The organism is Streptomyces stelliscabiei (genome assembly GCF_014873495.1).
Taxonomy (GTDB): Bacteria; Actinomycetota; Actinomycetes; order Streptomycetales; family Streptomycetaceae; genus Streptomyces; species Streptomyces bottropensis.
Genome location: NZ_JADBGF010000001.1, coordinates 4,923,706 through 4,947,901, shown reverse-complemented (window position 1 = coordinate 4,947,901; position 24,196 = coordinate 4,923,706). Strand labels below are relative to the sequence as shown.

At 70.8% G+C, this 24,196-nt stretch carries 24 protein-coding genes and 1 pseudogene; 17 read left to right on the top strand and 8 right to left on the bottom strand.

Annotation, left to right across the window (positions count from 1 at the left end; all coding sequences use genetic code 11):
* Positions 1 to 7: 7 nt before the first annotated feature.
* Together H4687_RS21825 and ygfZ are read left to right on the top strand one after the other, a co-directional pair.
* Positions 8 to 535 carry a Fur family transcriptional regulator gene (locus tag H4687_RS21825; RefSeq protein ID WP_046917835.1) on the top strand — a complete coding sequence of 176 codons (528 nt, stop codon included), beginning with the start codon at positions 8 to 10 and terminating at the stop codon, positions 533 to 535.
* A 9-nt stretch (positions 536 to 544) separates the two neighbouring features.
* The gene (ygfZ, locus tag H4687_RS21820; protein WP_046917834.1) at positions 545 to 1,510 is read left to right on the top strand and encodes a CAF17-like 4Fe-4S cluster assembly/insertion protein YgfZ; all 966 of its coding nucleotides are present in this window, start codon (positions 545 to 547) and stop codon (positions 1,508 to 1,510) included.
* Between the two features lie 165 nt (positions 1,511 to 1,675).
* Here ygfZ and dtd read toward each other — a convergent pair whose 3' ends face one another.
* On the bottom strand, positions 1,676 to 2,101 hold the full coding sequence (dtd, locus tag H4687_RS21815; protein WP_028797086.1) for a D-aminoacyl-tRNA deacylase: 426 nt from the start codon (positions 2,099 to 2,101) through the stop codon (positions 1,676 to 1,678).
* 216 nt (positions 2,102 to 2,317) lie between these two features.
* Between dtd and H4687_RS21810 the strand changes: the two genes are divergently transcribed.
* From H4687_RS21810 to H4687_RS21800, 3 genes are all read left to right on the top strand, one after another.
* Positions 2,318 to 2,935, top strand: a complete 618-nt coding sequence (locus H4687_RS21810; protein ID WP_050399179.1) for an RsiG family protein — start codon at positions 2,318 to 2,320, stop codon at positions 2,933 to 2,935.
* Between the two features lie 120 nt (positions 2,936 to 3,055).
* On the top strand, positions 3,056 to 4,345 hold the full coding sequence (locus H4687_RS21805; RefSeq protein ID WP_050399180.1) for a GNAT family N-acetyltransferase: 1,290 nt from the start codon (positions 3,056 to 3,058) through the stop codon (positions 4,343 to 4,345).
* 291 nt (positions 4,346 to 4,636) lie between these two features.
* Positions 4,637 to 5,554, top strand: coding sequence for a winged helix-turn-helix domain-containing protein (locus H4687_RS21800; RefSeq protein ID WP_179860087.1), 918 nt, complete (start codon positions 4,637 to 4,639; stop codon positions 5,552 to 5,554).
* A 40-nt stretch (positions 5,555 to 5,594) separates the two neighbouring features.
* Here H4687_RS21800 and H4687_RS21795 read toward each other — a convergent pair whose 3' ends face one another.
* Positions 5,595 to 5,786: a hypothetical protein gene (locus H4687_RS21795; protein WP_005476857.1), complete on the bottom strand. Its 192-nt coding sequence runs from the start codon at positions 5,784 to 5,786 to the stop codon at positions 5,595 to 5,597.
* A 194-nt stretch (positions 5,787 to 5,980) separates the two neighbouring features.
* Between H4687_RS21795 and H4687_RS21790 the strand changes: the two genes are divergently transcribed.
* The 5 genes from H4687_RS21790 (at position 5,981) to H4687_RS21770 (ending at position 11,909) form a co-directional block, all read left to right on the top strand.
* Positions 5,981 to 6,841: a GntR family transcriptional regulator gene (locus H4687_RS21790; RefSeq protein WP_046918919.1), complete on the top strand. Its 861-nt coding sequence runs from the start codon at positions 5,981 to 5,983 to the stop codon at positions 6,839 to 6,841.
* A 29-nt stretch (positions 6,842 to 6,870) separates the two neighbouring features.
* Entirely contained in the window at positions 6,871 to 7,587 is a 717-nt protein-coding gene (locus tag H4687_RS21785; RefSeq protein ID WP_046918918.1) for an HAD family hydrolase, read from the top strand.
* A gap of 206 nt (positions 7,588 to 7,793) precedes the next feature.
* Positions 7,794 to 8,885 (top strand): aminoglycoside phosphotransferase family protein, encoded by a 1,092-nt coding sequence (locus H4687_RS21780; RefSeq protein WP_046918917.1) that lies wholly within the window; start codon positions 7,794 to 7,796, stop codon positions 8,883 to 8,885.
* 10 nt (positions 8,886 to 8,895) lie between these two features.
* Positions 8,896 to 9,519: a TetR family transcriptional regulator gene (locus H4687_RS21775; RefSeq protein ID WP_046918916.1), complete on the top strand. Its 624-nt coding sequence runs from the start codon at positions 8,896 to 8,898 to the stop codon at positions 9,517 to 9,519.
* A gap of 152 nt (positions 9,520 to 9,671) precedes the next feature.
* Positions 9,672 to 11,909 (top strand): HelD family protein, encoded by a 2,238-nt coding sequence (locus H4687_RS21770; protein ID WP_050399182.1) that lies wholly within the window; start codon positions 9,672 to 9,674, stop codon positions 11,907 to 11,909.
* Positions 11,910 to 12,175: 266 nt separating this feature from the next.
* Here H4687_RS21770 and H4687_RS21765 read toward each other — a convergent pair whose 3' ends face one another.
* The 3 genes from H4687_RS21765 to H4687_RS21755 form a co-directional block, all read right to left on the bottom strand.
* Positions 12,176 to 13,039: a nitroreductase/quinone reductase family protein gene (locus H4687_RS21765; RefSeq protein WP_046916741.1), complete on the bottom strand. Its 864-nt coding sequence runs from the start codon at positions 13,037 to 13,039 to the stop codon at positions 12,176 to 12,178.
* A gap of 559 nt (positions 13,040 to 13,598) precedes the next feature.
* Positions 13,599 to 14,198 carry a DinB family protein gene (locus H4687_RS21760; RefSeq protein WP_046916740.1) on the bottom strand — a complete coding sequence of 200 codons (600 nt, stop codon included), beginning with the start codon at positions 14,196 to 14,198 and terminating at the stop codon, positions 13,599 to 13,601.
* Between the two features lie 115 nt (positions 14,199 to 14,313).
* Positions 14,314 to 15,207 (bottom strand): GNAT family N-acetyltransferase, encoded by an 894-nt coding sequence (locus H4687_RS21755; protein WP_046916739.1) that lies wholly within the window; start codon positions 15,205 to 15,207, stop codon positions 14,314 to 14,316.
* A 191-nt stretch (positions 15,208 to 15,398) separates the two neighbouring features.
* Here H4687_RS21755 and H4687_RS21750 point away from each other — a divergent pair.
* Positions 15,399 to 15,617: pseudogene (locus H4687_RS21750) on the top strand (TetR family transcriptional regulator C-terminal domain-containing protein); the annotation flags it as partial.
* 455 nt (positions 15,618 to 16,072) lie between these two features.
* Here the strand turns inward: H4687_RS21750 and H4687_RS21745 are convergent.
* Complete coding sequence (locus H4687_RS21745; protein ID WP_225966774.1) at positions 16,073 to 16,465, bottom strand: ester cyclase; 393 nt, start codon at positions 16,463 to 16,465, stop codon at positions 16,073 to 16,075.
* A 125-nt stretch (positions 16,466 to 16,590) separates the two neighbouring features.
* Here H4687_RS21745 and H4687_RS21740 point away from each other — a divergent pair, with 125 nt between their 5' ends.
* Entirely contained in the window at positions 16,591 to 17,169 is a 579-nt protein-coding gene (locus H4687_RS21740; RefSeq protein ID WP_046917682.1) for a PadR family transcriptional regulator, read from the top strand.
* Positions 17,170 to 17,189: 20 nt separating this feature from the next.
* Complete coding sequence (locus H4687_RS21735) at positions 17,190 to 18,173, top strand: NADPH:quinone reductase (RefSeq protein ID WP_046917683.1); 984 nt, start codon at positions 17,190 to 17,192, stop codon at positions 18,171 to 18,173.
* 398 nt (positions 18,174 to 18,571) lie between these two features.
* Here H4687_RS21735 and H4687_RS21730 read toward each other — a convergent pair whose 3' ends face one another.
* Positions 18,572 to 19,264: a TetR/AcrR family transcriptional regulator gene (locus H4687_RS21730; protein ID WP_046917684.1), complete on the bottom strand. Its 693-nt coding sequence runs from the start codon at positions 19,262 to 19,264 to the stop codon at positions 18,572 to 18,574.
* A gap of 53 nt (positions 19,265 to 19,317) precedes the next feature.
* On the opposite strand from H4687_RS21730, the gene H4687_RS21725 reads away from it, so the two are divergent.
* The 4 genes from H4687_RS21725 to H4687_RS21710 all read left to right on the top strand — a co-directional run bounded on the left by H4687_RS21725 (position 19,318) and on the right by H4687_RS21710 (position 22,575).
* Positions 19,318 to 20,442 (top strand): FAD-dependent oxidoreductase, encoded by a 1,125-nt coding sequence (locus tag H4687_RS21725; RefSeq protein WP_046917685.1) that lies wholly within the window; start codon positions 19,318 to 19,320, stop codon positions 20,440 to 20,442.
* Between the two features lie 351 nt (positions 20,443 to 20,793).
* A complete protein-coding gene (locus H4687_RS21720) occupies positions 20,794 to 21,258 on the top strand; it encodes a helix-turn-helix domain-containing protein (protein WP_046917686.1) in 465 nt (154 codons plus the stop codon).
* Positions 21,259 to 21,372: 114 nt separating this feature from the next.
* Positions 21,373 to 21,987 carry a hypothetical protein gene (locus H4687_RS21715; protein WP_046917687.1) on the top strand — a complete coding sequence of 205 codons (615 nt, stop codon included), beginning with the start codon at positions 21,373 to 21,375 and terminating at the stop codon, positions 21,985 to 21,987.
* A gap of 240 nt (positions 21,988 to 22,227) precedes the next feature.
* A complete protein-coding gene (locus tag H4687_RS21710; RefSeq protein ID WP_046917691.1) occupies positions 22,228 to 22,575 on the top strand; it encodes a DUF2516 family protein in 348 nt (115 codons plus the stop codon).
* A 64-nt stretch (positions 22,576 to 22,639) separates the two neighbouring features.
* On the opposite strand, the gene H4687_RS21705 is transcribed toward H4687_RS21710, so the two are convergent.
* Entirely contained in the window at positions 22,640 to 24,070 is a 1,431-nt protein-coding gene (locus tag H4687_RS21705) for a PP2C family protein-serine/threonine phosphatase (RefSeq protein ID WP_046917688.1), read from the bottom strand.
* Positions 24,071 to 24,196 lie beyond the last annotated feature (126 nt).

Below are 24,196 nucleotides of genomic sequence, written 5' to 3'. Positions count from 1 at the left end.
TGGACCCGTGGTGAGCACCGACTGGAAGAGTGACCTCAGGCAGCGCGGCTACCGGCTGACGCCGCAGCGGCAGCTCGTGCTCGAAGCCGTGGACACCCTGGAGCACGCGACCCCCGACGACATCCTCGTGGAGGTCCGGAAGACGGCGTCGGGGGTCAACATCTCGACGGTCTACCGGACCCTGGAGCTGCTGGAGGAGCTGGGGCTGGTCAGCCATGCCCATCTGGGGCACGGCGCGCCGACGTACCACCTGGCGGACCGGCACCATCACCTCCACCTCGTCTGCCGGGACTGCACGGACGTGATCGAGGCGGACGTGTCGGTGGCGGCCGACTTCACGGCCAAGCTGCGCGAGACGTTCGGCTTCGACACCGACATGAAGCACTTCGCGATCTTCGGCCGCTGCCAGGACTGTTCGCGCAAGGCCGCGCGCGCCAAGGGATCGCCCTCCGAGGGATCGCCCTCCGGGGGATCTACCCCCGGGGCACCGGTTTCCAAGGGATCGACCTCCAAGGGTTCAACTACCGAGTCGTAGGCTTGGCGTATGAAAAGCCCTCTGCTGTCCCTGCCCGGCGCCGTCCCCGCCGAGGGGGTGGACGAAGGTGTCGCCGCGCACTACGGCGACCTGTTCCGCGAACAGCGCACCCTCGCCGACGGCACCGGATTCGTCGACCTCTCCCACCGGGGCGTCCTGACCGTCACCGGCGAGGACCGGCTCAGCTGGCTGCACCTGCTGCTCACCCAGCACGTCAGCGAACTGCCCACGGGCGAGGCCACCGAGGCGCTGATCCTCTCCGCCAACGGCCACATCGAGCACGCGCTCTACCTGGTCGACGACGGCACCACCGTCTGGATCCATGTCGAACCCGGCACCCAGCAGGCGCTGCTCGCCTACCTGGAGTCGATGAAGTTCTTCTACCGGGTCGACGTGGCCGACCGGACGGACGACGTCGCCGTCGTCCACCTTCCGGCCGGTTCGATCACCGGGATCCCGCAGGGCACGGTCGTCCGCGAGACCCCCTACGGCCGTGATCTGTTCCTGCCGCGCGCCGACCTGGAGTCGTACGCGGACAAGGCGGGCCCCGCGGTGGGTCTCCTCGCGTACGAGGCGCTGCGGGTCGAGCACCACCGCCCCCGCCTCGGCTTCGAGACCGACCACCGCACCATCCCGCACGAGCTGGGCTGGATCGGCACGGCGGTGCATCTGCAGAAGGGCTGCTACCGGGGTCAGGAGACCGTCGCCCGCGTCCAGAACCTGGGCAAGCCCCCGCGCCGTCTGGTCTTCCTCCACCTCGACGGCAGCGAGGTCCACCTCCCGCCGCGCGGCGCGGAACTCCGCCTCGCCGACGACGGTCCCGACGGCCGCAAGCTCGGCTTCATCACGACGTCCGTACGCCATCACGAGCTGGGCCCGGTGGCCCTCGCGCTGATCAAGCGCAACGTGCCGGTCGACGCGCGGCTGATGGCGGACACGACGGCGGCGGCACAGGAGACGGTGGTCGAGCCGTAGGGGCCATAGGGGCTGTATGGGCCGTACGGGTGGGGTTTCGCTCCGCGGTGCTCCGAAACGCTCCGTGGTGACGCGAGGGCGGACGGGTGGGTCCGGCGGCCTTCGCGCGCCGGGTTGCGCCCCCCTGCCCCGCCCCCGCCGCCCGTCGCGCGGCGGCCCCGCTTCCTACATCTCCAGCAGCACCGTGAAGGGCCCGTCGTTCGTCAGCCCGACCCGCATGCTCGCCCCGAACCGCCCCGTGGCCACGGTCGCCCCCAGGGCCCGCAACTGTGCGACGACCTCCTCCACCAGCGGTTCGGCGATGTCGCCGGGCGCCGCCGCGTTCCAGGTGGGCCGACGGCCCTTGCGCGCGTCGCCGTACAGCGTGAACTGGCTGATCACCAGCAACGGCGCGTCCACATCGCTGCACGACCTCTCGTCGTGCAGCATCCGCACGGACCACAGCTTGCGGGCCAGCTGCGCCGCCTTCTCCTTGGTGTCGTCGTGCGTCACCCCGACGAGGACGCACAATCCCTCGCCCTGGATCTCGCCGACCGTCTCACCGTCGACGACGACACTCGCGCCGTCGACCCTCTGCACCACCGCACGCATGCCGACCATCATGCCGCCGACGTCCATCAACCGTGTGCGAGGGGGTCCCTCTTACGGGGGGTCCGTGATCACCGGGGTTTGCGGAGCGCTTTGCCCGGTCTTTCTCATTGATCCATTACCGCCCATCTGGGGTGGATCGCGGGGACTCGGTCACATAGTGACCACAGAGAGTGGCACGATGCTCACACACACCGGTCGAGGGGACGGTTGAGGCGCATGAGCACATCGAGTTTTGGGCAGCCCCCGGGGACTGCGACGTCCACCCGTACGACCCCGGGGCCCGGCCCCGGTATCCGCCGGCCACCGGTCCAGCGCACGGACAGCGCACCGCTGCCGCCGCCGGACCAGGCCGAGCACGAACTGTCCCGGCTGCGGCTGCCCGAACTGCGCACTCTGCGCCGGGACGCCCAGCGGGACGAGGCCGACCTCAGCTATCTGCGGCGGCTGCTCCAGGGCCGTATCGACATCCTGCGTGCCGAACTGGCCCGCCGGGGCGGCGCGGCGGACCCGGCGGCGCTCGTGGACCGCCTCTCGGCGATCCTCACGGACGCCCCGGCCCGGCACCGTTCCTCGGCCCGGCACGTCACCGTGGGCACGCCGTACGGCGAGGAGTACCGCCGGCTCGCCGCCGAGATGCTGGACGAGGTCGAACTCTCCGACCTCCGGGCCCGTACCGACGACGAACTCACCGTCGGTCTCGCCCGTCTCGTCCACCACGAGCAGCAGATCTCCGGCCGCCGCCAGCGCCTCCAGCGCACCGCGGACGACTGCAGCGCCGAGATCGCCCGCCGCTACCGGGAGGGCGAGGCCCAGGTGGACGATCTGCTCACCTGACGCCGGACCCCGCGCCCTTCCAGGGGCGCGGGGGAACCGCGCGAGAAGCCCCGCCTCCCCGCACCGGCGGGGCGGGAAAATCCCCGAGACACACCGCGGGCCGCCCCCTAGCGTGGCCCCATGAGCTCCTCCCACGACATAGCCGTACGCCCCGTCACCGAGGACGAGATCCCGGCCTGGCTGAACGCCCTGAACACCGGATTCCTCCGCCCCCCGGAACCCCTCTCCCCCCAGGAGCTCAAGGACCGCTCGTCCCACATCGAGCCGTCCCGCACCCTCGCCGCGCTGGACGCGTCACGCGCCCACACCCCCCTCACCCCCACCGACACCGCCCAGGTGGTCGCGACCTTCCGCTCGTTCCCCCAGGAACTGACGGTCGTCGGCGGCCGGACCGTCCCCGCCGACGCCATCTCGAACGTCACGGTCAGCCCCACCCACCGCCGCCGGGGCCTCCTCACCCGGATGATGGCCCAGGACCTCACCGCCGCGAAGGAACGCGGCGACGTCGTCGCCACCCTGATCGCCGCCGAGTACCCGATCTACGGCCGCTACGGCTTCGGCCCCGCCACCTGGACCACCGAGTGGACCGTCGACGTCCCCCGCACCGGCCTGGACCCCCGCTGGTCCGGCCCGGCGGACGGCGGCCGGGTCGATCTCGTCGACGGCGCGGCCGTACGCGCCCTCGGCCCCGCCCTCCACGACCGCCTGCGCCACGCCCAGCCGGGCGCGGTGAGCCGCGACGAGCGCTGGTGGCGGGTCAACACGGGTGACCTGCGGACCAGTTCCTCCTGGACCGACCCGTTCTACGCGGTGTACCGCTCGGCGGCCGGTGAGGTCGAGGGGCTCGTCTCGTACGAGGCGGACGACAGCTGGCAGATGAAGCAGCCGCAGAACACGGCCGACGTCAACTGGCTGATCGCGACGACCCCGGCCGCCGAGCGCGCCCTGTGGCACTACCTCTGCTCGATCGACTGGATCACCAAGGTCAAGTCCGGCTGGCGGGCCCCCGACGACCTGCTGCCGCACTTCTTCCCCGACCCGCGCGCCGTGAGCGTCACCACGCAGGCGGACTGGCTGTGGGTGCGGATCCTGGACGTCGTACGGGCGTTGGAGACGCGTACGTACGCCGGGACCGGGACGCTGGTGCTGGAGGTCGTCGACGCGGGCGGCTTCGCGGACGGGCGCTACCGCCTGGACGCGGGCCCGGACGGCGCGAGCTGTGTGCCGACGAGCGAGGACGGGGACCTCGTGCTGGAGGCCTCGGACCTGGCGGCGCTGTGGCTGGGCGACGAGTCGGCCGTACGGCTCGGCGCGCTCGGCCGGGTCCGGGAACAGCGGAAGGGCGCCGCCTCCGTAGCCGACGCCCTGCTGCGGACGTCCAGGCGACCGTGGTGCCCGGACATCTTCTGAACCTTTCGTGGTGTGTGTGCGTGTGTGCGGAATCCGTAGCTGTTCAGTTGTGGTTGTGGCTGCGCATTCAGTTGTGGCTGATCCATTCAGTTGTGGCTGTGCGGACCGGTCGGACTCCCGGCTCCCCTCCGGAGGGGAGGTCGATCGGTCGGTCTCGGTGTCACCAACAGTCCCAAGGTTTGACCATGTTGGGGAAGTTGGCAACCAACTTCACCTTACTTATGTCCTCTTGGAGTCGTCTCATAACCACCTTCCCACGAACTGCCCAAAGATGGCGAGAAGTTGTAGTGTTTGTTCGTGGAGCGGGAACGCACGGCCGTCGATGGGCGGAAGTCGTCACAGCGGCCCCAGAGGTCACACCACGAGGTGGCCGACGTGTTGCGCGGCCGGATCAGGTCCGGCGAGCTGCGACCGGGACAGCGCATGCCCACACAGGCGAAGCTGGCCGACGAGTTCGGCGTGGAGCGCGGGGCCGTACGGCAGGCCCTGCGCGTCCTTCAGTCGGAGCACCTGCTCACCAATGTCTCCAAGGGCAGTCCGGCGACCGTCGCCGCGGGCCTGGGAACGGCGGCCGTCGGCGGGCCGGAAGCGGCCCCGCGGCCCACGATGGTGGAACTCGGCCCGCGCGTGTCCGCCGCCTTCGCGGCCCCGCATGTGCGGATCGACGCCCTGTGTCTGACGTCCGTGTCCCTCACGCTCGCCGTGGGTGAGTCGTTGCGCGAGATTCACGCGGGGCGCATAAATCCGGCCAGGGTCGATGTCCGGGTGATGCTGCCCAGCCGGGACATCCCGCTGGCCTTCCCGACCCCGGTGGACGCCTCGGTCGACGGCCGGCTGCAGCGCCGCTGGCTCGCCCAGCGCAACGCGCAGGGGCAGGTCCTCAGGCACAACCTGCTGGCCCTGCGGTCCACGCACGGCATCGACGTCCGTGTCTCCTTCCGCGCGCTGCCCTTCACACCGCCCGTGAAGCTGTATCTGCTCAACGGCCGCGAGGCGCTGTTCGCGTACTACACGGTCCAGCGGAAGGAGGCCGAGGTGGACAGCGAGCAGCTGGAGATGTACGACGCCGAGGGGACCCAGTCCACGCTGTTCGCGTTCGAACGGAACGCGGCCGCGGCCCCGCGGGACACGACCTTCGTCGAGCAGTCCGGCCTGTGGTTCAACGCCCTGTGGGAGACCATCAGTTCGGACCTGCTGCTCACGACCTGAGGGTCGTGCCGCCCGCTCACGGGCAGCGGGCGTTCTCGCCTCACATCGCGGGTCCGGCGAACATCAGCGCGAGGATGACCGCGCCGATCGAGCTGCACGTGTGGTTGTTGGCCTTCAGTCCGATCGTGAGGAACAGCAGGCCGATGACTCCCATGGTGCCGTAGCGCCACTCGACGAAGCGCTGGAGGGCGACGACGACGAGGGCGGAGGCGAGGGCGAGGGCAGCGGGCATGGTGGTACCTCCTCCGAGGGGCTGGGTGACCAGGGGGCCGGTGAGAGTCGGTACCTCTGCCAACTTGAGAAAGTTGGCAACCAACTTCGTTTAAATGGTTCCCATTTGGTCTAGGTTTATAACCACCTTGCGGTGAACTCCCCAAAGATGGGTGAGAGTTGTACCGTTTGGTCGTGACTCAGGAGAACGTTGCAGTGAACGGCAGCAGAAAGCTCTCGTCCCAGGAGATCGCCGACACCCTGCGGGACCGTATCCGCAGCGGCGAGCTCAGGCCCGGCGAGCGCCTGCCCACCCAGGCCGAACTGGCGGAGGAGTTCGGCGTGGAGCGCGGCCCGGTCCGTCAGGCGCTGCGTGCCCTGCAGGAGGACGGGCTGCTGAGCAACGTGAGCAAGGGGAGCCCGCCCAGGGTCGCCGAGGCACTCCACCCCGCGAGGGACGCACCGCAGTCCACGATGGTGGGCCTCGGCCCCCGCCTCGCCGCGGCCTTCTCCGCGCCGCACGTCCGCGTCGACGCGGCCTGCCTCACCGCCGAGACCCTGATGCTGGCCCTCGGCGAACCGGTGCGCCGCATCCACGAGGGCACGATGCGTCCCGAGTCCATCGACGTACGCATCCTCCTGCCCTCCCGGAAGATCAACCTGGCGTTCCCGGTCCCGGTGGAGGGGCGGGGCACGGACGACGAGGACCCGGTCCACAAGCGCTGGCTCGACCAGCGCAACGCCCAGATCCGCGTCCTGCGCCACAACCTCCTGGCCCTGCGCACGTCCCACCAGCTCGACGTCCGCGTCACCTTCCGCGCCCTCCCCTTCACCCCGCCCGTCAAGCTGTACCTCCTCAACGGCCAGGAGGCCCTGATCGCCTACTACATGCTCATGCAGCGCGAGGAGCAGATGGAGGACGGCCCCCTTCAGATGTACGACGCCTTCGGCACCCAGTCGCTCCTGTTCTCCTTCGAGAAGGAGACGGGACCCCGCGACGCGGCCTTCGTCGATCAGTCCCAGCAATGGTTCAACGCCCTCTGGGAAACCATCACGACGGACCTGACACTCTCCTAGTGACTCCTGATACGGCGCAGACTGAACCGGTGACAGCACAGACAGAGTCCCTCCGAGAACTGATCACCCCCGTCCGCTACGTGCTCTGGGACCTGGACGGGCCGATCTGTCGACTGTTTTCCGGGCATCCCGCGCACCAAGTGGCCCGCGATCTGGTGGAGTTGATCGACCGGCGCGGGCTGGGCGGGCTGCTGACCGAGCGGGAGCGCGACACGGCGGACCCGCAGGTCGTCCTCCTGGGCCTCGGCCGGCGTCACCCCAGCAGCGACCTCATCGTCGACCTGGAGGAGTGGCTCACCCAGCAGGAGCTGACCGCCGCGCCGAAGGCGTACCCCACCAGTTGGGCCGACCCGCTCATCCGGACCTGGTCCCGTCGGGCCAGGTTCGCCATCACGACCAACAACTCGGCTCTCGCCGCGGCCCGTTACATCGACACCCGCGGCCTCGCCGAGTGCTTCCCCTACATGTACGGCCGCACCCGCGACCTCGACCTGATGAAGCCGCACCCTCACATCCTGCGCCAGGCCCTCAACGCGATGGGAGCGGATCCCGCGCGCGCCCTGATGGTCGGCGACGCGCCGACGGACTTCGCGGCGGCCCGCGACGCGGGGGTTCCCTTTCTGGGCTACGCGCACAACGAGCGCAAGCTCAAAGCGCTCCTGGACGCGGGTGTACCCCTCCCGCACACCGTGAACTCGCTCAAGCTCGTCCTGGACGTCCTGCGGGCGCCGCTCGCCGGGCAGTGACCCGGCGACCCGTGTGTCCTGCGGATACGGCGTCTTCGGACAGGCGCGCGACGAGTGTCAGTACGGGTGTCGACGCGTGAGTGTTCAACCCGTGGACCGCCACCGGCGAATGCTTCGCTTCTGCCACGATGCTCGCCCACGGAGGAGTAACGTGCCTCCACTTCCTTGATTTCACCACTGGTGCGACCACGGCGAGAGAACGGGCAATGCCAGCTGAATCGGATTCCACGGGGCGGCGCCGCGCCGGTGAGATGAGCGCCGCCCCGGACGAGGTGGAGGGACCGCTCAGCGGCTACCACCACGAGACGTATGTCTTCCCGCTGCCGCCCGAGGCCAGGTTCGCAGCGGGGGGCGCCCGCTGGAAGTGCCGTGAGCCCCGCGCCGGTCTGCTCTGGTTCGACCGGCGCTGCTTCGACTCGGAGGAGCGTCTGCTCACCGAGCTGCAGGGGCGTATCGACAACATCCCGGACCTCATCGAGGTCGAGGGCACCGTCCTCCAGCGGTTCATCGAAGGAGCGACCCTCGGAGCGCTCCACGCCTCCGGCACGGCGGTCCCCGACGAGGCGTTCGAGCAGATCCTCACCCTGTTCCGCCAACTGGTCGCCGTACGACCCCGGTCCCTGCTGGTGAAGCGGAGGTGCGAGGCGGGCGACCGGGCACCGGAGGGCGACAGCGCCGGATTCCTCGACCGCCTGATCTGCTTCACCGAGGAGCGCGTCTACGGAGCCAACCTCGCGGAGTACGGGGAACTGTTCGCCGGACTGAACCTGGATCACGACTCCTTCAAGCAGCTCAGAAAGCATGTGGCCGGCCTGCGGGAGCGACCGTTCTGTCTCCTCCACGCGGACCTGCACCGAGAGAACCTCATCGTCGACCCAGATCGCCGGCTCTGGGCCATCGACTGGGAACTCGCGATGTTCGGCGACCCGCTCTACGACCTGGCCACCCATCTGTATCTGATGCGCTACCCGCCAGAGCAGGAGCGGCGGATGACGCGGCGGTGGTGCGCACTCGTGGAGGGCGTCCGCCCGGGGAGTTCCCACGGCTGGCGGGAGGACCTCCCGAAGCTCCTCGACTACAAGAGGGCGCAGTCGGTGTTCACCGACGTGATGCGCACCTCGCAGTCCCTGCGACTTGAGCCCCAGGTGGACGGGGCCCTGCTGCGCCGTGCGAGTCGGTCGCTCCGGGAGGTGCTGAGCAGGGGCGCGTACCCCCTGGGCGTCGAGGAGGTGCCCGACGTGGGGGCGATCGAGGCGGCGCTCACCCGGTGGCTCCGGGCGGGCGCCGGCGCTGCGTAGGCTCGTCCGTATGAGTGAGACCGGCCTGCGCGAGCGCAAGAGGCAGCGGATGTACGAGCGGGTGTCCGGGATCGCGATCGGGCTGTTCCTGGAGAAGGGGTTCGACGCCGTGTCCGTGGCCGAGGTGGCCGCGGCGGCGGAGATCTCGAAGCCGACCCTCTTCCGGTACTTCCCGGCCAAGGAGGACCTTGTGCTCCACCGGATCGCCGATCACGAGGACGAGACGGCGCGGGTGGTGGCCGGGCGGGCCGAGGGGGAGTCGGTCGTGGGGGCCGTGCGGGCGCATTTCCTGGCGGGGCTCGCGCGGCGGGACCCGGTGACCGGGCTGAACGACCATCCGCAGGTGCTCGCCTTCCACCGGCTGCTCTATGGGACGCCGTCGCTGGTCGCGCGGGCGTACGGCCATCTGGAGCGGGCCGAGGCCGCGCTCGCCGAGGTGCTCGGGGGCGGGCTCGACGCGCGGGTCGCCGCCGGGCAGATCGTGGCCGTACGGCGGGTGCTCGCGGAGGAGAACCGGCGGCGGGTCGAGTGCGGGGAGCCGGTGGAGGAGGTCGAGCGGGACGCCGTCGCCGCCGCCGAGCGGGTCTTCGGGCGGCTGGAGGGGGCGCTTCCGCTCGGAGGTGCGGTGGCCTGACAGGGTCGCTCGGATCGGTCCGCTTCGCTCGGGGGTCGCTCGGATCGGTCCGCTTCGCTCGGGGGTCGCTCGGACGGTGCAGGCGGGCTCGAAGCGTACGAGACTCGGTAAGGAATGTAACTCGGTTACATTATTTCGGTAGGCTCGGTGGAATGACCTCTCTCGAACCTGCCGTGGACCCCGCACTCCGGCGCACGCTCGCCGACGAGCGGGCGTATCACGACACCTGCCGCGCCGCCCTCGCCGCCATGGTCCAAGGCGCGGGGGAACAGGTCGTCGTCGGGGAGGACGTCTCCGCGTCGGGGGCGGACGCCGAGGTGCTCGGGTACCGGCTGCGCAGCCGTGCCAAGGAGATGCGGGAGCTGCCCGAGGGGCCGCTGTTCTTCGGGCGGCTCGACTTCGGCGCCCGCACGGACGCCGATCACGCCGGGCAGAGCTATCACGTCGGGCGGTTGCGGATCAGTGAGGCTCCGGCTGTGCCGCCTCTCGTCGTCGACTGGCGGGCGCCGGTGTCGCGGGCCTTCTACCAGGCGAGTTCCCGTGATCCACGGGGTGTCGCCGTCCGGCGTCGCTTCGGGTGGGCGCCGGGGAGCCGGGGTGACTCGGCCGACCTCACGGGGCTGGAGGACGAGCGCCTGGACCGCGGTGGCGTATCCGGCAGCGCGGTCACCGCCCGCCCCGGCGGCCTTCTCGCCGCCGAGATCGAGCGGCCCCGCCTCGGCCCCATGCGGGACATCGCCGCCACCATCCAGCCGGAGCAGGACGACCTCGTGCGGGCGGATCTCGGCACCTCCGTCTGTGTCCAGGGCGCCCCCGGCACCGGCAAGACGGCCGTCGGGCTGCACCGGGCCGCGTACCTCCTCTACACCTACCCGCAGCGCATCCGCCGCGGCGGACTGCTGATCCTCGGCCCCAACCGCACCTTCCTCTCCTACATCGCGGAGGTGCTGCCGGCGCTGGGCGAGACGGGTGTACGCCAGTCGACGGTCACGGACGAGATCGCCCGGCACCCGGTCACGGCGGAGGACGACGAGCGCGCGGCGGCCGTGAAGCACGACCCCCGGATGGCGGAGGTGCTCCGCCGGGCCCTGTACGCGCGGGTGGCGGACGGTGACCGACGATCCGGGCGGCGGCCGGAGCAGTCGGAGCGGTCGGAGCGGTCGGGCCAGTCGGAGCGCCCACAGCAGCCCGATCGCTTCGACTCGCTCGTCCTCGCGGAGGGTTCGTACCGCTGGCGGGTGTCCGGGGACGAGCTGCGACGGATCGTGGCGGACGTACGGGCGCAGGACCTGCCCTACGACGTCGGGCGGGAGCGCGTCCGGGCGCGGGTCGTGCGGCTGCTGCAGATGCAGGCGGAGCGGCGGGCGGGACCCCGCCCGAACGCGTGGGTGTACCGGATCTCGCGGTCGCGGCCGGTCGGCGCGTACGTCGAGGCGGTGTGGCCGAAGGTCCGGCCGGAGGAGGTCCTGGCCGGGCTGCTCGGGGACCCGGACGCGCTCGCCGTCGCGGCGGAGGGGCTGCTCGACGCGGGGGAGCGGAAGGCCGTCGGCTGGGCGAGACCGCCGCGCACATGGCGCTCGGCCCGCTGGTCGGCCGCCGATCTCGTGCTCCTCGACGAGGTCGCGGGGCTGCTCGCCCACCCGGAGGGCTACGGCCATGTCGTCGTCGACGAGGCCCAGGACCTCTCCCCGATGGAGTGCCGCGCGATCGCCCGCAGGGCGGCCTACGGCTCGGTGACCGTCCTCGGTGACCTGGCCCAGGGGACGACCCCCTGGGCCGCCCGCGACTGGCCCGGACTCCTCGCCCACCTGGGCAAGCCGGACGCCCATGTCGTCCCTCTGACCACCGGGTTCCGGGTGCCGCAGGCCATCGTCGGACTGGCGAACGGGCTGCTGGGGCGCCTGGGGGTGGACGTGCCCGCCGCCCGGTCCCTGCGGAGGGACGGGGAGCTGCGGATCAGAAGGGCGGGCGGCATGGGCGGTACGGAGGCCGGGGGTGCGGGGGCCGGGGGTGCGGGAGGCGCCGCCGCCGAGGCTGTCTCCACGGCCGTCCCCGAAGCCGTGCCCGGGACGACCGTCAACGCCGTGCGGGACGCGCTCGCCCGTGAGGGGTCCATCGGGGTCATCGCGGCCGACGGGCCGGACGTCCTGCGGCTGCGGGAGGCGCTCGGCGAGGCCGGCATCCTCACGGGCGGACCGGGCGAACTCGGCGCGCGCGTGGCGGTGTTGGGGGCCGGGGAGGCGAAGGGGCTGGAGTACGACCATGTCGTGGTGGTCGAGCCGGCCGCGATCGTGGCGGCGGAGGAGCGGGGGCTGCACCGGCTCTACGTGGTGCTCACGCGCGCGGTGTCGCGTCTGGACGTGGTGCACGCGCGAGCGCTGCCGTGGTGAGCGACCGGCTCCGGGCGGGCGGCGCCGGCCCCGACCGGCGACGCGTACGGCGAGTGTCTGCGGGTGTGGTCGTGTTACCGGAAGGCGGCGGAGTCATGACCGTACCGGCACCTTGGTGATCGGGGCCGTGGCTACGGTGAGCGGTGCCGGTGAGCGGCGCGCACGCGAGCCCGATCTCCCTCCCCCCGGGGGGCTCGCGCGCTGCTCACCGGTTGTTCAGCAGGGCACGCGCGCCTGCTGTCGCGCCCTTTCCCGCACCGCGCCGCTCAGGATGTCGACGGCACCGCCACGGCGTCCAGCACGGGGATCAACTGCGCCTCCTCGTAGGCGAGATGGGCTTCGAGTTCGTCGATGAGGCGCTCCACCTCGGGGAGTACGGCCCCGGGGGCGGCGTTCTCGGCCGTCACGACCCGGCGCAGCTCCTCGCAGAGGGCGGCGATCCGCTCGTGCTCCTCGTGGAGACGGGTGAGGGCCGGGACCAGTTCGGGGTGGCGGTCGGAGAGGAAGGGGAAGAGGCCGATGTCCTCGCCGGTGTGGTGGTTGTGGAGCCCCTGGCAGAAGGTGAGGCAGTTGACGCGGAGCTGGGCACCGAGCCCGGCCCGGCCGTTGCTCGCCGTCAACTCCTTCTTGATCAGCGCCAGTTCGCGGCGGAACGCGTCATGGACGACCTTGACGGCCTCGCCCATGGAACCGGCGTTGATGTTCGGGGGGCCGGCCACGGGGACCTCGCGCAGGGCGACGACCGGGATCGTACGGTCCGTCTTCGCCTGGTACTCGGCCCATCCCGGCTCGTCCTCGACGGCTCGCGCGAACGCCCGGTCCCGCTCCTCGCCCTCCAGGACGACGGCCTCGGCCTCGTAGGTGAACGCCCCGCTCTCCACGGTGACCCGGGGGTCGGCCGTGATGTTCCGGTACCAGTCGGGGTGCTTGGGCGAACCCCCGGCCGACGCGATGACCAGGATCGTGCCGTCGCCGTCGGGGAGGTAGCCGAGGGGGGTGGTGTGCCGGTTGCCGGTGCGCGCGCCGGTGGTGGTGAGGAGGATCAGCCGGGCGCCCTCGAAGTATCCGCCGACCTCGCCGTGGCGGGCGCGGAACTCGTCGATGACTTGCTGGTTGAAAGGGTGGGGCATTCTCTGCTTTCCATTGGTGGCCGCGCGACGGGGTTTTCGTCGCGGAATTCGGGCAGGGGTGATTGCCGCAGCGCGTGAGTCGGTGAATGGCCGACGGAATGGACGCGTCGGTGGAATGCGTGAGGGTGAGGGCCTCTACCGAGGATGCGGTGCGGTGCGGTGTGTCGCGATGCGAAGTGATGCGCTGCGGTGTGGTGGTGTGCGACTTCGGTGCGCGCGGACACGTGAAGGGCGCACCCGTGGTGCGTCGGGAACACCGTAGGAACCCGGGTAGGCACCCGATGATCTCGTCGGATCTCGTCGGATCTCGTCGGTGGGAGATCGGAGAAGAGAACGGTGTTCGGCGCGCGGAACCTCAGCAGGCGGGCTCCTGGCCCGCCCCGGCCTCACTCGGAGGCCGGGCAACCAATCCACTCACGGCGCGAGGCCGACCCGGCAGTCATGCGCCCACGATAAGGGGAGGGGCCGGGGCCGGGCAATGCGTATTCGGCCTGAATTCCGGCGCGTTCTGGAGGTGGGGTGACGCGGTCGAAGGAAATGGCCTGTCTGTCGGGCCGGTTCACGCCTTTCGTTCGGCCTCCTCGGCTGCGCGTTCCAAGCGGCCGCGATACTTCTCCCACCATGCCGGGTCGCTCGACGGAATGCTCGTGTTGCCGTCGTTCATGCCGACCGCGCCGTCGAGGAGTTCCCGGAGGATGTCGGCGTGTCCGGCATGCCGGTGGGTGTCGGCGATCACGCGGGTCACGGCGTGGTGCAACGTCACCTCGTCCTTGCCGTCGGGCCACCACGGCACCCTTCCGACCGTGTCCAGCGGGAGCGCGTCGAGGGTCGTGTCCGCGTGGGCCCAGGCCCGGCGGTAGAGCCCCACGATGTCCTCGCGGGACTCGTCGGCGGTGGCCCACATGTCCGCGTTGGGCTCGGCGTCACCGTCGAGCCAGGGCAGGGGTTCGCCCGAGGGGCGCCCGAAGGTGTCGCCGAGGTAGCCCAGTTCGACGCCGGCCGCGTGCTTCAGCAGCCCCAGGAGGTTGGTGCCGGTCGGGGTCAGCGGGCGGCGGGCGTCGTACTCCGACAGCCCTTCGAGTTTCCACACCAGGGCGTCGCGGGCGGACTGCAGATAGAGGCGGAGGTCGGCCTTGGCGTTCGGAGCGATGGCGGTCATGGGGCAAGTCTGCCGCCCGCACGGGGGGCAGGGGGCAGGGGCCGGAGATTTCGGGGCCGGAGATTCGGGGCCGCGCCCCCGTGCGTGTCCGCCGTGGTCACGGATCCGTCGGCTCTCAGCCGGCCTCCGACGCGGTGGACGGGAACTCGTAGACCATGAAGTCGGTGAGCAGGACGTAGCCGAGGCGCCTGTAGAGGGCGTTGCTGGTGAGGTTGGCAGGGTCGGTGAACAGCACGACCTCCTTCGCGCCCGCGGCCAGCGCGGCGCGGCTCGCCGCCACCGTCACGGCGCCCGCGTAGCCGCGCCCCCGGAGGTGGGCGGGGGTGTAGACGGGATCCACCCTGCTCATGGCGCCGACGACCGTGGTCCTGGCCGCCATCGACACGGGGGTGCCGTCGGGCGTCTCCCAGAACGTGAAGTGCCTGTCGGCGAAGCGCGAGTCGGCCCAGGAGCCGGCGTCGATCAGGTCGATGGAGGGCTGTTCGGCGACGTCGACGCAGAACTCGCGGCAGAAGCGGATGAGTTGCTCCCGGTCCTCCTCGCCCACGGCGCGCCCCCGGCCCTCGGGGAACGGCTCCGGTGGGGTGAGCGTGCCGAGACGGTGGAGATGGAGCCGCGTGCTGGGCACCGGCTCCGCGCCCGTCCGCCGCTGCCATGCCTCGGCGAACGCGGCGGCCGAGTCATGGTCACCGACCACACCGGGGACCGGGTGCTTCAGCTCGGCCAGACGGACGGCGAGCGCGTCGGCCTGTTCGGGAGCGAGGGACGTGACGCTCAGGGAACCGCTCGGGGTGCGCTGGAGGAAGGCCGCGCGGACCTCGCCCTCGCACTCCAGTCGGCCGAAAACAGGACCCTCGGCGCCGTGCCGGGAGGCCACTCCCTCAGTTCGGTACTTCTCCGTCACCGTCAGCGCCATGGTGTGCAGAGCGGGGCGCGAGCGAAGGAAGTCCCCAGCTCGGGCGTGGAAGTCGTTGACGTCTGCGGTGAGATGCCAGTCGGTCGGACGCATGCCTCAAGCTTCCCCGTCTCGCCGCGACGCCCAGAACATTCCAGCCAGCGGGGGCGGGGGCGGGAGCGGGGGCGGGAGCGGGAGCGGGAGGGGGTCGCCTGCGTCGCTTGGGGCATTCTTGATCGCACGTTCCATAACAGCTGCGGTGAAGGCATGGCGAGGACCCGGGAGTTCGACACCGAGGCGGCGGTCGCACGGTACGGGACGTGCTGAACGCCAACGAGGACGCCCTCACCGGCCTGCTGCGCGCGGCGGCGGAGCGCGGCGAGATCTCGGCGCGGCACGATCCGCACACCCTCGCCGCCTTCCTCGTCACCTTCCTCAACGGACTCCTCGTCTCCTCGAAGGTCACCCCGGACGCAAAGGCTCTCGAACCACTCGTGGAGGTCGCCCTGGGCACGCTCGACTGATGTGCCATGCCCGGATTCTGTAACAGCCGATCCATATAAGACGCCGACGCCGACGCCGCGCGGATGCCGGTGGCCCTGCACCGATCCGGCGGGACATCCCTTCTGCGTCAGCACGCGTTGATCGTTGCCCTGCCATGGTCCGGCCGTAGCTGCTAGGCGGTCTTGGTCGCGCTGCTGTCCTTTGACAGCGAAGTTAGTCGGGCTGAAGTCGCTGACCTGCGCGGACCAACTTCGCTGTCAACGCAGTCGCGTGACGCTTCCTTCGGCCCGGACCCCCTGGCCGCCTGCGCCGACTGGGTTGGACGGCAAGGAACGTCATGTGGAAGGCCGGCCTCTTGCAGTGAACCTGCGTCGGCCGCCCGCGGGCCGGTGTGGGCCTTACCCTTTGCCGGGGCGACGTACCTCCCGGCAGCGGTAGGTCCGCGCGACAACAGGCTCACGCGGCGCCACGAGGTTCACGGCGCCGGTACGGCACCGATCTGCTGCATCACCCCGAGGAGGTCGGGCTGCCCCCGTTCGCCGACGATCCGGCCGTCGGCCAGATAGTAGAAGTTCATGGCCTGCACCGAGATCTTGTTGCCGGTCGCCGGGATCCCGAAGAATTCACCGTCGTGGGTTCCCCGCATGGTGAACCGCGCGGCGACCGTGTCGCCTTCGGTGACCGTCTCCTCCAGCGTCCACTGGACGTCCGGGAAGGCGCTGCGCATCATCCCGAGGACTTCCATGTACCCATCGGGCCCCCGCAGCGGTTTCGGGTGGCTGGGTGCGTGGAACACCGCGTCCGGAGAAATGACTTCGTGAGCGAGACCCTCGTCGCCCGTGTTGATGAACTCGACGAAGCGGTTCATCACTGACTCGCTGGACTGCGCCGGCATCTTGCTGTGCCTCTCCAAAGACGATGGATGGATACCGGGGAGCCTAACATCGAATCGATGTTCACATCGATTCGATGTAGGTGTGCGAGGATGAACCCATGCTCGAACTCGCGATACTCGGCTTCCTCGCCGAGGGACCCCTGCCTGGGCACGAGCTGCGTCGCCGCGTCTCACAGCTGACCGGCTACACGCGGCCCGTCAGTGACGGCAGCCTGTATCCGGCGATCAATCGTCTGACCAGGGCGGGCTTGGTCGAGCGGCGTGCCGACCCGGCCGCGGGGGCGGCCCGGTACGTGCTCAGCCTGACCGCGGCAGGGCGGGCCGACATGCTTCAGCGCCTGCGTAAGCCCGCCGACCACGAGATCACCGACTTCACCCGGTTCTACGTCGTCCTGGCATTCCTCTCCCACCTGCCCGACGTGGCCGAACGGCACGCGGTGCTGCGCAGACGGCTGGAGTTCCTGGAGGAACCGGCGAGCTTCTTCTACGACAACGAGCGACCCCTGCGTGCCGAGGAGATCGCCGACCCCTACCGACGCGGCATGCTGCTCACCGCCCGCGCCACCAGTCGCGCCGAACGGACCTGGCTGCGCGAGACCCTCGGCGAGAAGCCGCCCGTATTCGACACCGGATGCACCGACAGCGATCCGCATGCGCCCGCCGCTCCCGCGAGCTGACTGTCCACGGAGGTACCCCCATGCTTGCATCCTGGTACGACGACCAGGGACCCGCCGCCGATGTCCTGCACGTCGGTGAACTCCCTGATCCCGTCCCCGGCCCCGGCGAGGTCCGCGTCCGCGTCACCGTCTCGGGCGTCAACCCCGGCGACACCAAGAAACGGCGTGGCTGGCTCGGCTCGTCCATGGCCTACCCGCGGGTGATCCCGCACAGCGACGCCGCCGGAGTCATCGACACCGTGGGCGACGGGGTCGACGCCCGCCGCGTCGGGCAACGGGTCTGGGTGCACGGGGCCCAGTCCTACCGCCCCTTCGGCACCGCCGCCCAGTACACCGTCGTCCCTGCGGATCTGGCCGTCCCGCTACCCGACCACCTCGGCGACGAACTGGGCGCGAGCCTCGGCATCCCCGGTATCACCGCCCACCGCACCGTCTTCGCCGACGGCCCGGTCGACGGCCGACTGGTCCTGGTCCACGGAGTTCTGGGCGGCGTCGGCTCCCTGGCCGCCCAGCTCGCCCACTGGGCCGGCGCCACCGTGATCGCCACCGTCCGCCGCACCACGGACCTCGACCACGTCGACCCGGCCGTCGTCTCCCACGCCGTCGCCCTGGACACCGGCGAACCCGCCGCTGCCATCCGCTCTTACGCGCCGCGGGGCGTCGACCGGATCATCGAGGTCGCGCTGTCCGACAACGCCGACCTCGACAACGCCGTCGCCGCCGACAATGCCGTCATCGCCGCCTATGCCACCCGCGCGGACCGCACCGAAGTCCCTTTCTGGCCGCTGCTGTTCAACAACGTCACCCTGCGGCTGCTCGGCAGCGACGACTTCCCCGCCGAGGCCAAGCGCCAGGCCGCCCGCGACCTCACCTCCGCCGCCGCCGTCGGCGCCCTCACCGTCGACGTCCGCGACCGCTACCCGCTGGACGACATCACCAAGGCCCACGACCACGTCGACACCGGCGGTGGCCACGGCCGCATCCTGGTCACCCTCCCCCAATAGCGCAGACTCGGAATCGTCGACGACCAATACAACCCAGGGAAATGTCGTTGCCCCGATATGACGGGAAGCCGCGGACCGGCGGCCCGGCCTCGAACGGCACCGAGACCGCATCCGCCAACGGCAGCCGATGTTCACCCTGGTCGTCCCGCCAGCCGACCTCGAAGCCGTCTATTTGTGACGGCTTCGCCCCCTCCAGCACACTCAGACCCATGTATGCCACTTTGCAGACCTGTAGGGAGTGGGCAGCTTGAATGGGACCAAACCCCTCGTCCGGGTGATTACGCAGTTCGGCGCGATCCCCCGTCGCTGGGCCGTGTCATGCAGTGGTGGCGGCGCAAGCCCCGCCCGGCCGGTGGATGCCGACCCCGACCTCGCTCACATTCGGCAAGAGCTGAGCGTCACGTCGGCGGCCGGGTCAGTTTGGCGGCCACGGCGTCGAGAACCCAGTCCAGGCCGGTTGCGAAGGATGTCTCGGCGTCCACGTCCGTGCCGTCATGCACGGCCTTGGCCAGCGCCGGGAAGCGGCCGGTGGCCAGCATTCTCGTCACATGCGGGCCGTGGGCCTGCTGCCAGTCGTGCTTGGACAGGCCCGTGGCGCGCTCGGCCCGCAGGTTCGCGATCTCGCGCCTGATCGCGCCGATGAAGTAGGCGCTGACAGTCTCCACGGCGCGCATGACGGTGTCGACATCGGTGAGGCCGTCGAAGGCGGCCAGCGTGGCCTCGGTCACGGCGAGGCCGTTCGGACCCAGGGTCGGGCGACCGCCGAGGAGGTCGGCCAGCCATTCGTGGCGGAGGGCGGCCTGCCTGGTGCGCTGGGCGAGGCCGCGCAAGGCCTCCTGCCAGTCACCGGGCTGCTCCTCGGGGAGGGTCTCGGCCTGGACCTCGTCCACCATGAGGTCGAACAGCTCCTCCTTGGTGGAGATGTATCTGTACAGCCGCATCGGACCGGCGTCCAGGCGGGCCGCGACCTTGCGCACCGACACCGCCTCCAGCCCGCCCTCGTCGGCCAGTGCGATGGCGGCGGCGACAATCCGCTCCCGGTCGAGCGGCACGGGGCGAGTCGGCGGCTCCGGCCGGTCCCAGACAGTCATGCTCTCACCGTACCGTTGCGATGCGCCGTATACGAGCAATACAGTGTATCGCCATGAGACATCGCATCGCAGTGGTCGGGAGCGGTCCTGCCGGCCTCACCTTCGCCCGTGTCCTGCACCGTCATGGCTCCCCCGTCGCCGTCCTCGAACGCGATCCCGCCCCCGACGCCCGCCCTCCGGGCGGCACGCTGGACCTGCACGAAGGGATGGGCCAGCTCGCGCTGGACAAGGCGGGGCTGCTGGCGGAGTTCCAGGCACTGTCTCGTCCCGAGGGGCAGGCCATGCGCGTCCTGGACACGGACGGGACCGTCCTGCGCGACTGGCAACCCCGCCCGGATGACCGGGCCAATCCCGAGATCGACCGCGGCCAACTCCGCGACCTGCTGCTCGGCCCTCTCGACGTCCGGTGGGGTCGGGGCGTAACGCAGGTGGTGCCGGGGGCCCGGGACGGCGTACTGGTCCACTTTGCGGACGGGCGACAGGAGGCGTTCGACCTCGTGGTCGGCGCGGACGGTGCCTGGTCCCGGATCCGCCCGGCAGTCTCGCCGGCGACACCGCACTACACCGGCGTCACCTATGTCGAGACCTCCCTTGACGACGTCGACACCCGCCACCCCGACCTCGCCCGGCTGATCGGCGACGGTTCCGTGGCTGTGTACGGCGTGAACCGAGCTCTCGTCGCCCAGCGCAACAGCGGCGGCCACGTCAAGGTGTACGCCAAGTTCCGTGCGCCGCTGGACTGGCACGCGAACCTGGACCTGGCCGACGTCGAAGCCGTGCGATCGAGCCTGCTGGCTCTGTTCGACGGCTGGGCCGCTCCCGTCCTCGACCTCCTCCGCCACGGCACCGCTTTCATCCACCGCCCCCTCTACGTCCTGCCCGTGTCCCACACCTGGACCCACGTCCCCGGGGTGACGCTACTGGGCGACGCCGCCCACCTGATGCCCCCATTGGGAGCGGGCGCGAACCTCGCGATGCTGGAAGGTGCTGAACTCGCCGAGTCCATCGCCGCCACCCCCGGCCCTGGAGATCTGGACGAAGCCGTCCGCGCCTTCGAGGAACGGATGTGGGCACGGGCCGGCAGGTGGGCGAAGATCACGACGGCCGGTCTGGAACGCCTCATGAGCCCGGACCCCGCCGAAGCTCTCGCCCTCTTCGATCAAGTCCAGCCATCCTGACCGCCAAGTGCGAGAGCACCAGCACTAACGGCTCGCCACGGCTTCACGGGGCAGTACGGCACTGCCGAGGTCCCTTCCGGTAAAACCACCGTTAGACGAACGCACGGACGCCTGTATCGAACGCAGCCCTCAAAAACCCGGTTCGATCCTCCTCGCGGGCCGGTAGGGCTGCTCGCTGCGCAGGTCTTCCGGGACCCGTTCACTTCACACTGCAGACCCGGCGGGAAACCGCAGATGAACAGGGAACGGACACCACCGTTCGCTACACAGGCCCCCGGCCCGCGCGTGGCCTAGCGCACTTTTGCAAGCGGGTGCTTGCAATAGTTAGCGGGGGTGGGGCATGGTGGAGGCATGGCATCGCTCAACGTCGGCAATCTCGGTGAGTACCTGCGTGAACAGCGGCGAAACGCGCAGCTGTCGCTCAGGCAGCTCGCCGACGCCGCCGGGGTGTCCAATCCGTATCTGAGCCAGATCGAGCGCGGGCTGCGCAAGCCGAGCGCGGAGGTGTTGCAGCAGGTCGCCAAGGCGCTGCGGATCTCCGCCGAGACGCTGTACGTGCGGGCCGGCATTCTCGACGCCGAGCGGGATCGTGACGAGGTGGAGACGCGTGCCGTCATCCTCGCCGACCCCACACTGAACGAGCGGCAGAAGCAGGTGCTGCTCCAGATCTACGAGTCCTTCCGCAAGGAGAACGGATTCGAGATCGACCTGGACCTCGGCGTGGTGACGGAGGCCGCAGCACCCTCGGCCCCCGGCCCGGGCTCCGGTACGGCCGGCGACGGCGGCGATGCCGGTCCGCGGCAGACGGCGAGTTGACGACCTCGATGATCAGAAGACTTCGCTGACTTCGCCCGCTTCGGCGCCGGAGTCTCGTACGCGGACCCGAACCACACAAACCCTCAGCTGACAGCAACCCGGAGGACCATCACCATGGCCATCACCGACGACATCCGCAAGGCCGTCACCGACCCGACGCCGTTCTACTTCGCCGCCGGCACCGCCGACCTCGCCCTGCAGCAGGCGAAGAAGGTCCCCGGCATCGTCGAGCAGCTGCGCGCCGAGGCGCCGGCCCGGATCGACGCCGTACGCCAGACGGACCCGAAGGCCGTCCAGGAGAAGGCGACCGCCCGGGTCAAGGAGACCCAGGAGAACCTGCAGACCAAGGTCACCGAGTTCATCGGCAGCCTCGACACCGACCTGAAGAAGTTCGGTGAGACCGCGCAGGACCTCGCGCTGCGCAGCGTCGGCGTCGCCGCCGAGTACGCGGTGAAGGCCCGCGAGACGTACGAGAAGGTCGCCGAGCACGGTGAGCAGGCCGTGAAGACCTGGCGTGGCGAGGCCGCCGAGGAGATCGAGGAGCTGGCGATCGCCGTCGAGCCGAACTCCAAGCCGGTCGAGGTCAAGGACGAGCCGGCGGCCGCCAAGCCCGTTCCGGCCCAGGCCGCGCCCGCCCCCGCGCCCGCCGCCAAGAAGGCCGCGCCGAAGAAGCCGGCCCCGGTCCGCAAGGCGCCGACCGCGAAGAAGACCACCCCGCCCGCGAAGTAGGCGGCAGGACGCGCCGCCCGGTGGGCGACATAGCCGACGGAGAAGTCGGCGACAGAGAGAGAGGTACCCGCGCGGTATCTCGGAGGTACCCGCGCGGTACTTCGCGGTACGGAGACGGGCCGGGCACCTTTGGGGTGGCCGGCCCGTTCTACGGGTACGGTGGCCGCGTAGGAGTCGGCCTCGGCACCGGACAGCCGGTCGGCAGTCGGATGAGCGAACGGAACGGGTGGTGTGGGCGGCATGCTGATGACGGGCTTCGTGGGGTTCCTGGGACTTCTGAAGATCGTCCTGATGGCTCTCGCCGCGTTCGGGCTCTTCGACGCCGCGTTCCGGCGTGAGGACGCGTTCCGCGCGGCGGACAAGCAGACCAAGGTGTTCTGGCTGATCATCCTCGGGATCGCCCTCGTCGTGAGCTATCTGTTCTCGATCCTGTCGTTCCTGCCGATCATCGGCGTCATCGCGAGCATCGTGTACATCGTGGATGTGCGTCCCGCGGTCAAGCAGATCTCCGGCGGCGGCGGGGGCGGCGGCGGCCGCCGAGGCTCCAGCAGCGACGGTCCGTACGGCCCGTACAACGGCGGTCGCTGACCCCCCGAGCAGGGCAGGGCGAAGGCAGGGCGAAAGAGCCGGGGCGGAGCCTCGGCCGGACCCGTCAGCCCTCTCGGTCCAGCAGAAGGACCGCCACGTCGTCGGTCAGTTCGCCGCCGTTGAGGTCGCGGACCTCGTTCACCGCCGCGCGTAGCAGATCCTCGCCGCGCAGGCCCTCGGCGAGCTGACGGCGGACCATCTCGACCATGCCGTCCTGCCCCAGCCGCTCCTTGCCCTGGCCGATCCGGCCCTCTATCAGGCCGTCCGTGTAGAGCATCAGACTCCAGGCGGCGCCCAGCTCGATCTGTGTACGCGGCCAGCGGGCGTTCGGCAGCAGACCGAGGGCCGGCCCGCCGTTGTCGGACGGCAGTAGGTCGGCCGGCGGGGTGGGCCGGATGCCGCGGCCGTGGCGCACGATCAGCGGGGCCGGGTGACCGGCGAGGCAGAGGCCCGCGCGGCGGCCGTCGGGGGCGATGTCGACCGTGCAGAGCGTCGCGAAGATCTCGTCGCTCTCGCGTTCGTGTTCCAGGACGCGCTGCAGCGTGGACAGCAACTCGTCGCCGCACAGCCCCGCGAACGTCAGCGCCCGCCAGGCGATCCGCAGCTCCACACCGAGTGCCGCCTCGTCGGGGCCGTGCCCGCAGACGTCACCGATCATGACGTGCACGGTGCCGTCGGGAGTGCGGACGGTGTCGTAGAAGTCGCCGCCGAGCAGGGCGCGGGAACGGCCCGGCCGGTAGCGGGCGGCGAACCGCAGGGACGAGCCCTCCAGCAGCGGTGTCGGCAGCAGGCCGCGCTCCAGGCGGGCGTTCTCCTGGGCGCGCAGCTTGGACTCCGTGAGCCGGCGCTCGGCGGTGTCCGACCGCTTCCGCTCCACCGCGTAGCGGATCGCGCGGCTCAGCAGGCGGCCGTCCACTTCGTCCCGGAAGAGGTAGTCCTGTGCTCCGACCCGTACCGCCTCCGTGCCGCGTTCGGCGTCGCCGGAGTCGGTGAGGGCCAGCACGGCGTGGCGGGGGGCCAGTCGCAGGACGTGTTTGAGGACGGCGAGTTCGTCCTCGGGGCGGTCGGCCGCCTCGGTGTCCGTGTCGGTCGGGCGGGCCGGGGCCGGGAGTGCCAGGTCCAGGAGGATGCAGTTGACGTCGTCGGTCAGCAGCCGTTGGGCCTCGGTGAGGTTGCGGGCGGTGCGCACGCGGATCGGCTTGCCCGTGGAGTCGAGCAACTCGGGCACGTTGAGGGAACCCGCCGGGTCGTCCTGGATGAGGAGGACCGTGAGGTTGGTGGGTCCGCCGGGCTGTGCGGCGGGGGCGGGCAGGCCTGCCGGGCCCGTGGCGCGGTCGCCGGTGGGGCCGGGCGTCTTCGACTTGTCTGCAGGGGCCAGGGCCGAGGCGTTCATGGCCGCCCCCTCTCCGGACGGTCCGCTGGATGCGGACACGGCGTGCGCCTGACCACTCTCCACGGCCGGGATCGCTCTCTGCCGCGGTACGGGTACGGGCATCGTGTTTGGGTTCCTTCCCTCCCCCCGAGGGCACGGTGGGGCGAGGGACCTCGACCCACCGACGGGGACCATAGCGCCAGGCGCCGCCACAACGGAATGCTCGGCGGGACGCCGGGCGGCAAACGG

Coding starts and splice junctions, on each gene's coding strand:
- ygfZ (WP_046917834.1), top strand. CDS start 545: ATGAAAAGCCCTCTGCTGTCCCTGCCCGGCGCCGTCCCCGCCGAGGGG.
- dtd (WP_028797086.1), bottom strand. CDS start 2,101: ATGCGTGCGGTGGTGCAGAGGGTCGACGGCGCGAGTGTCGTCGTCGAC.
- H4687_RS21810 (WP_050399179.1), top strand. CDS start 2,318: ATGAGCACATCGAGTTTTGGGCAGCCCCCGGGGACTGCGACGTCCACC.
- H4687_RS21805 (WP_050399180.1), top strand. CDS start 3,056: ATGAGCTCCTCCCACGACATAGCCGTACGCCCCGTCACCGAGGACGAG.
- H4687_RS21795 (WP_005476857.1), bottom strand. CDS start 5,786: ATGCCCGCTGCCCTCGCCCTCGCCTCCGCCCTCGTCGTCGTCGCCCTC.
- H4687_RS21780 (WP_046918917.1), top strand. CDS start 7,794: ATGCCAGCTGAATCGGATTCCACGGGGCGGCGCCGCGCCGGTGAGATG.
- H4687_RS21775 (WP_046918916.1), top strand. CDS start 8,896: ATGAGTGAGACCGGCCTGCGCGAGCGCAAGAGGCAGCGGATGTACGAG.
- H4687_RS21770 (WP_050399182.1), top strand. CDS start 9,672: ATGACCTCTCTCGAACCTGCCGTGGACCCCGCACTCCGGCGCACGCTC.
- H4687_RS21765 (WP_046916741.1), bottom strand. CDS start 13,039: ATGCCCCACCCTTTCAACCAGCAAGTCATCGACGAGTTCCGCGCCCGC.
- H4687_RS21760 (WP_046916740.1), bottom strand. CDS start 14,198: ATGACCGCCATCGCTCCGAACGCCAAGGCCGACCTCCGCCTCTATCTG.
- H4687_RS21755 (WP_046916739.1), bottom strand. CDS start 15,207: ATGCGTCCGACCGACTGGCATCTCACCGCAGACGTCAACGACTTCCAC.
- H4687_RS21745 (WP_225966774.1), bottom strand. CDS start 16,465: ATGAACCGCTTCGTCGAGTTCATCAACACGGGCGACGAGGGTCTCGCT.
- H4687_RS21740 (WP_046917682.1), top strand. CDS start 16,591: ATGCTCGAACTCGCGATACTCGGCTTCCTCGCCGAGGGACCCCTGCCT.
- H4687_RS21735 (WP_046917683.1), top strand. CDS start 17,190: ATGCTTGCATCCTGGTACGACGACCAGGGACCCGCCGCCGATGTCCTG.
- H4687_RS21730 (WP_046917684.1), bottom strand. CDS start 19,264: ATGACTGTCTGGGACCGGCCGGAGCCGCCGACTCGCCCCGTGCCGCTC.
- H4687_RS21725 (WP_046917685.1), top strand. CDS start 19,318: ATGAGACATCGCATCGCAGTGGTCGGGAGCGGTCCTGCCGGCCTCACC.
- H4687_RS21720 (WP_046917686.1), top strand. CDS start 20,794: ATGGCATCGCTCAACGTCGGCAATCTCGGTGAGTACCTGCGTGAACAG.
- H4687_RS21715 (WP_046917687.1), top strand. CDS start 21,373: ATGGCCATCACCGACGACATCCGCAAGGCCGTCACCGACCCGACGCCG.
- H4687_RS21710 (WP_046917691.1), top strand. CDS start 22,228: ATGCTGATGACGGGCTTCGTGGGGTTCCTGGGACTTCTGAAGATCGTC.
- H4687_RS21705 (WP_046917688.1), bottom strand. CDS start 24,070: ATGCCCGTACCCGTACCGCGGCAGAGAGCGATCCCGGCCGTGGAGAGT.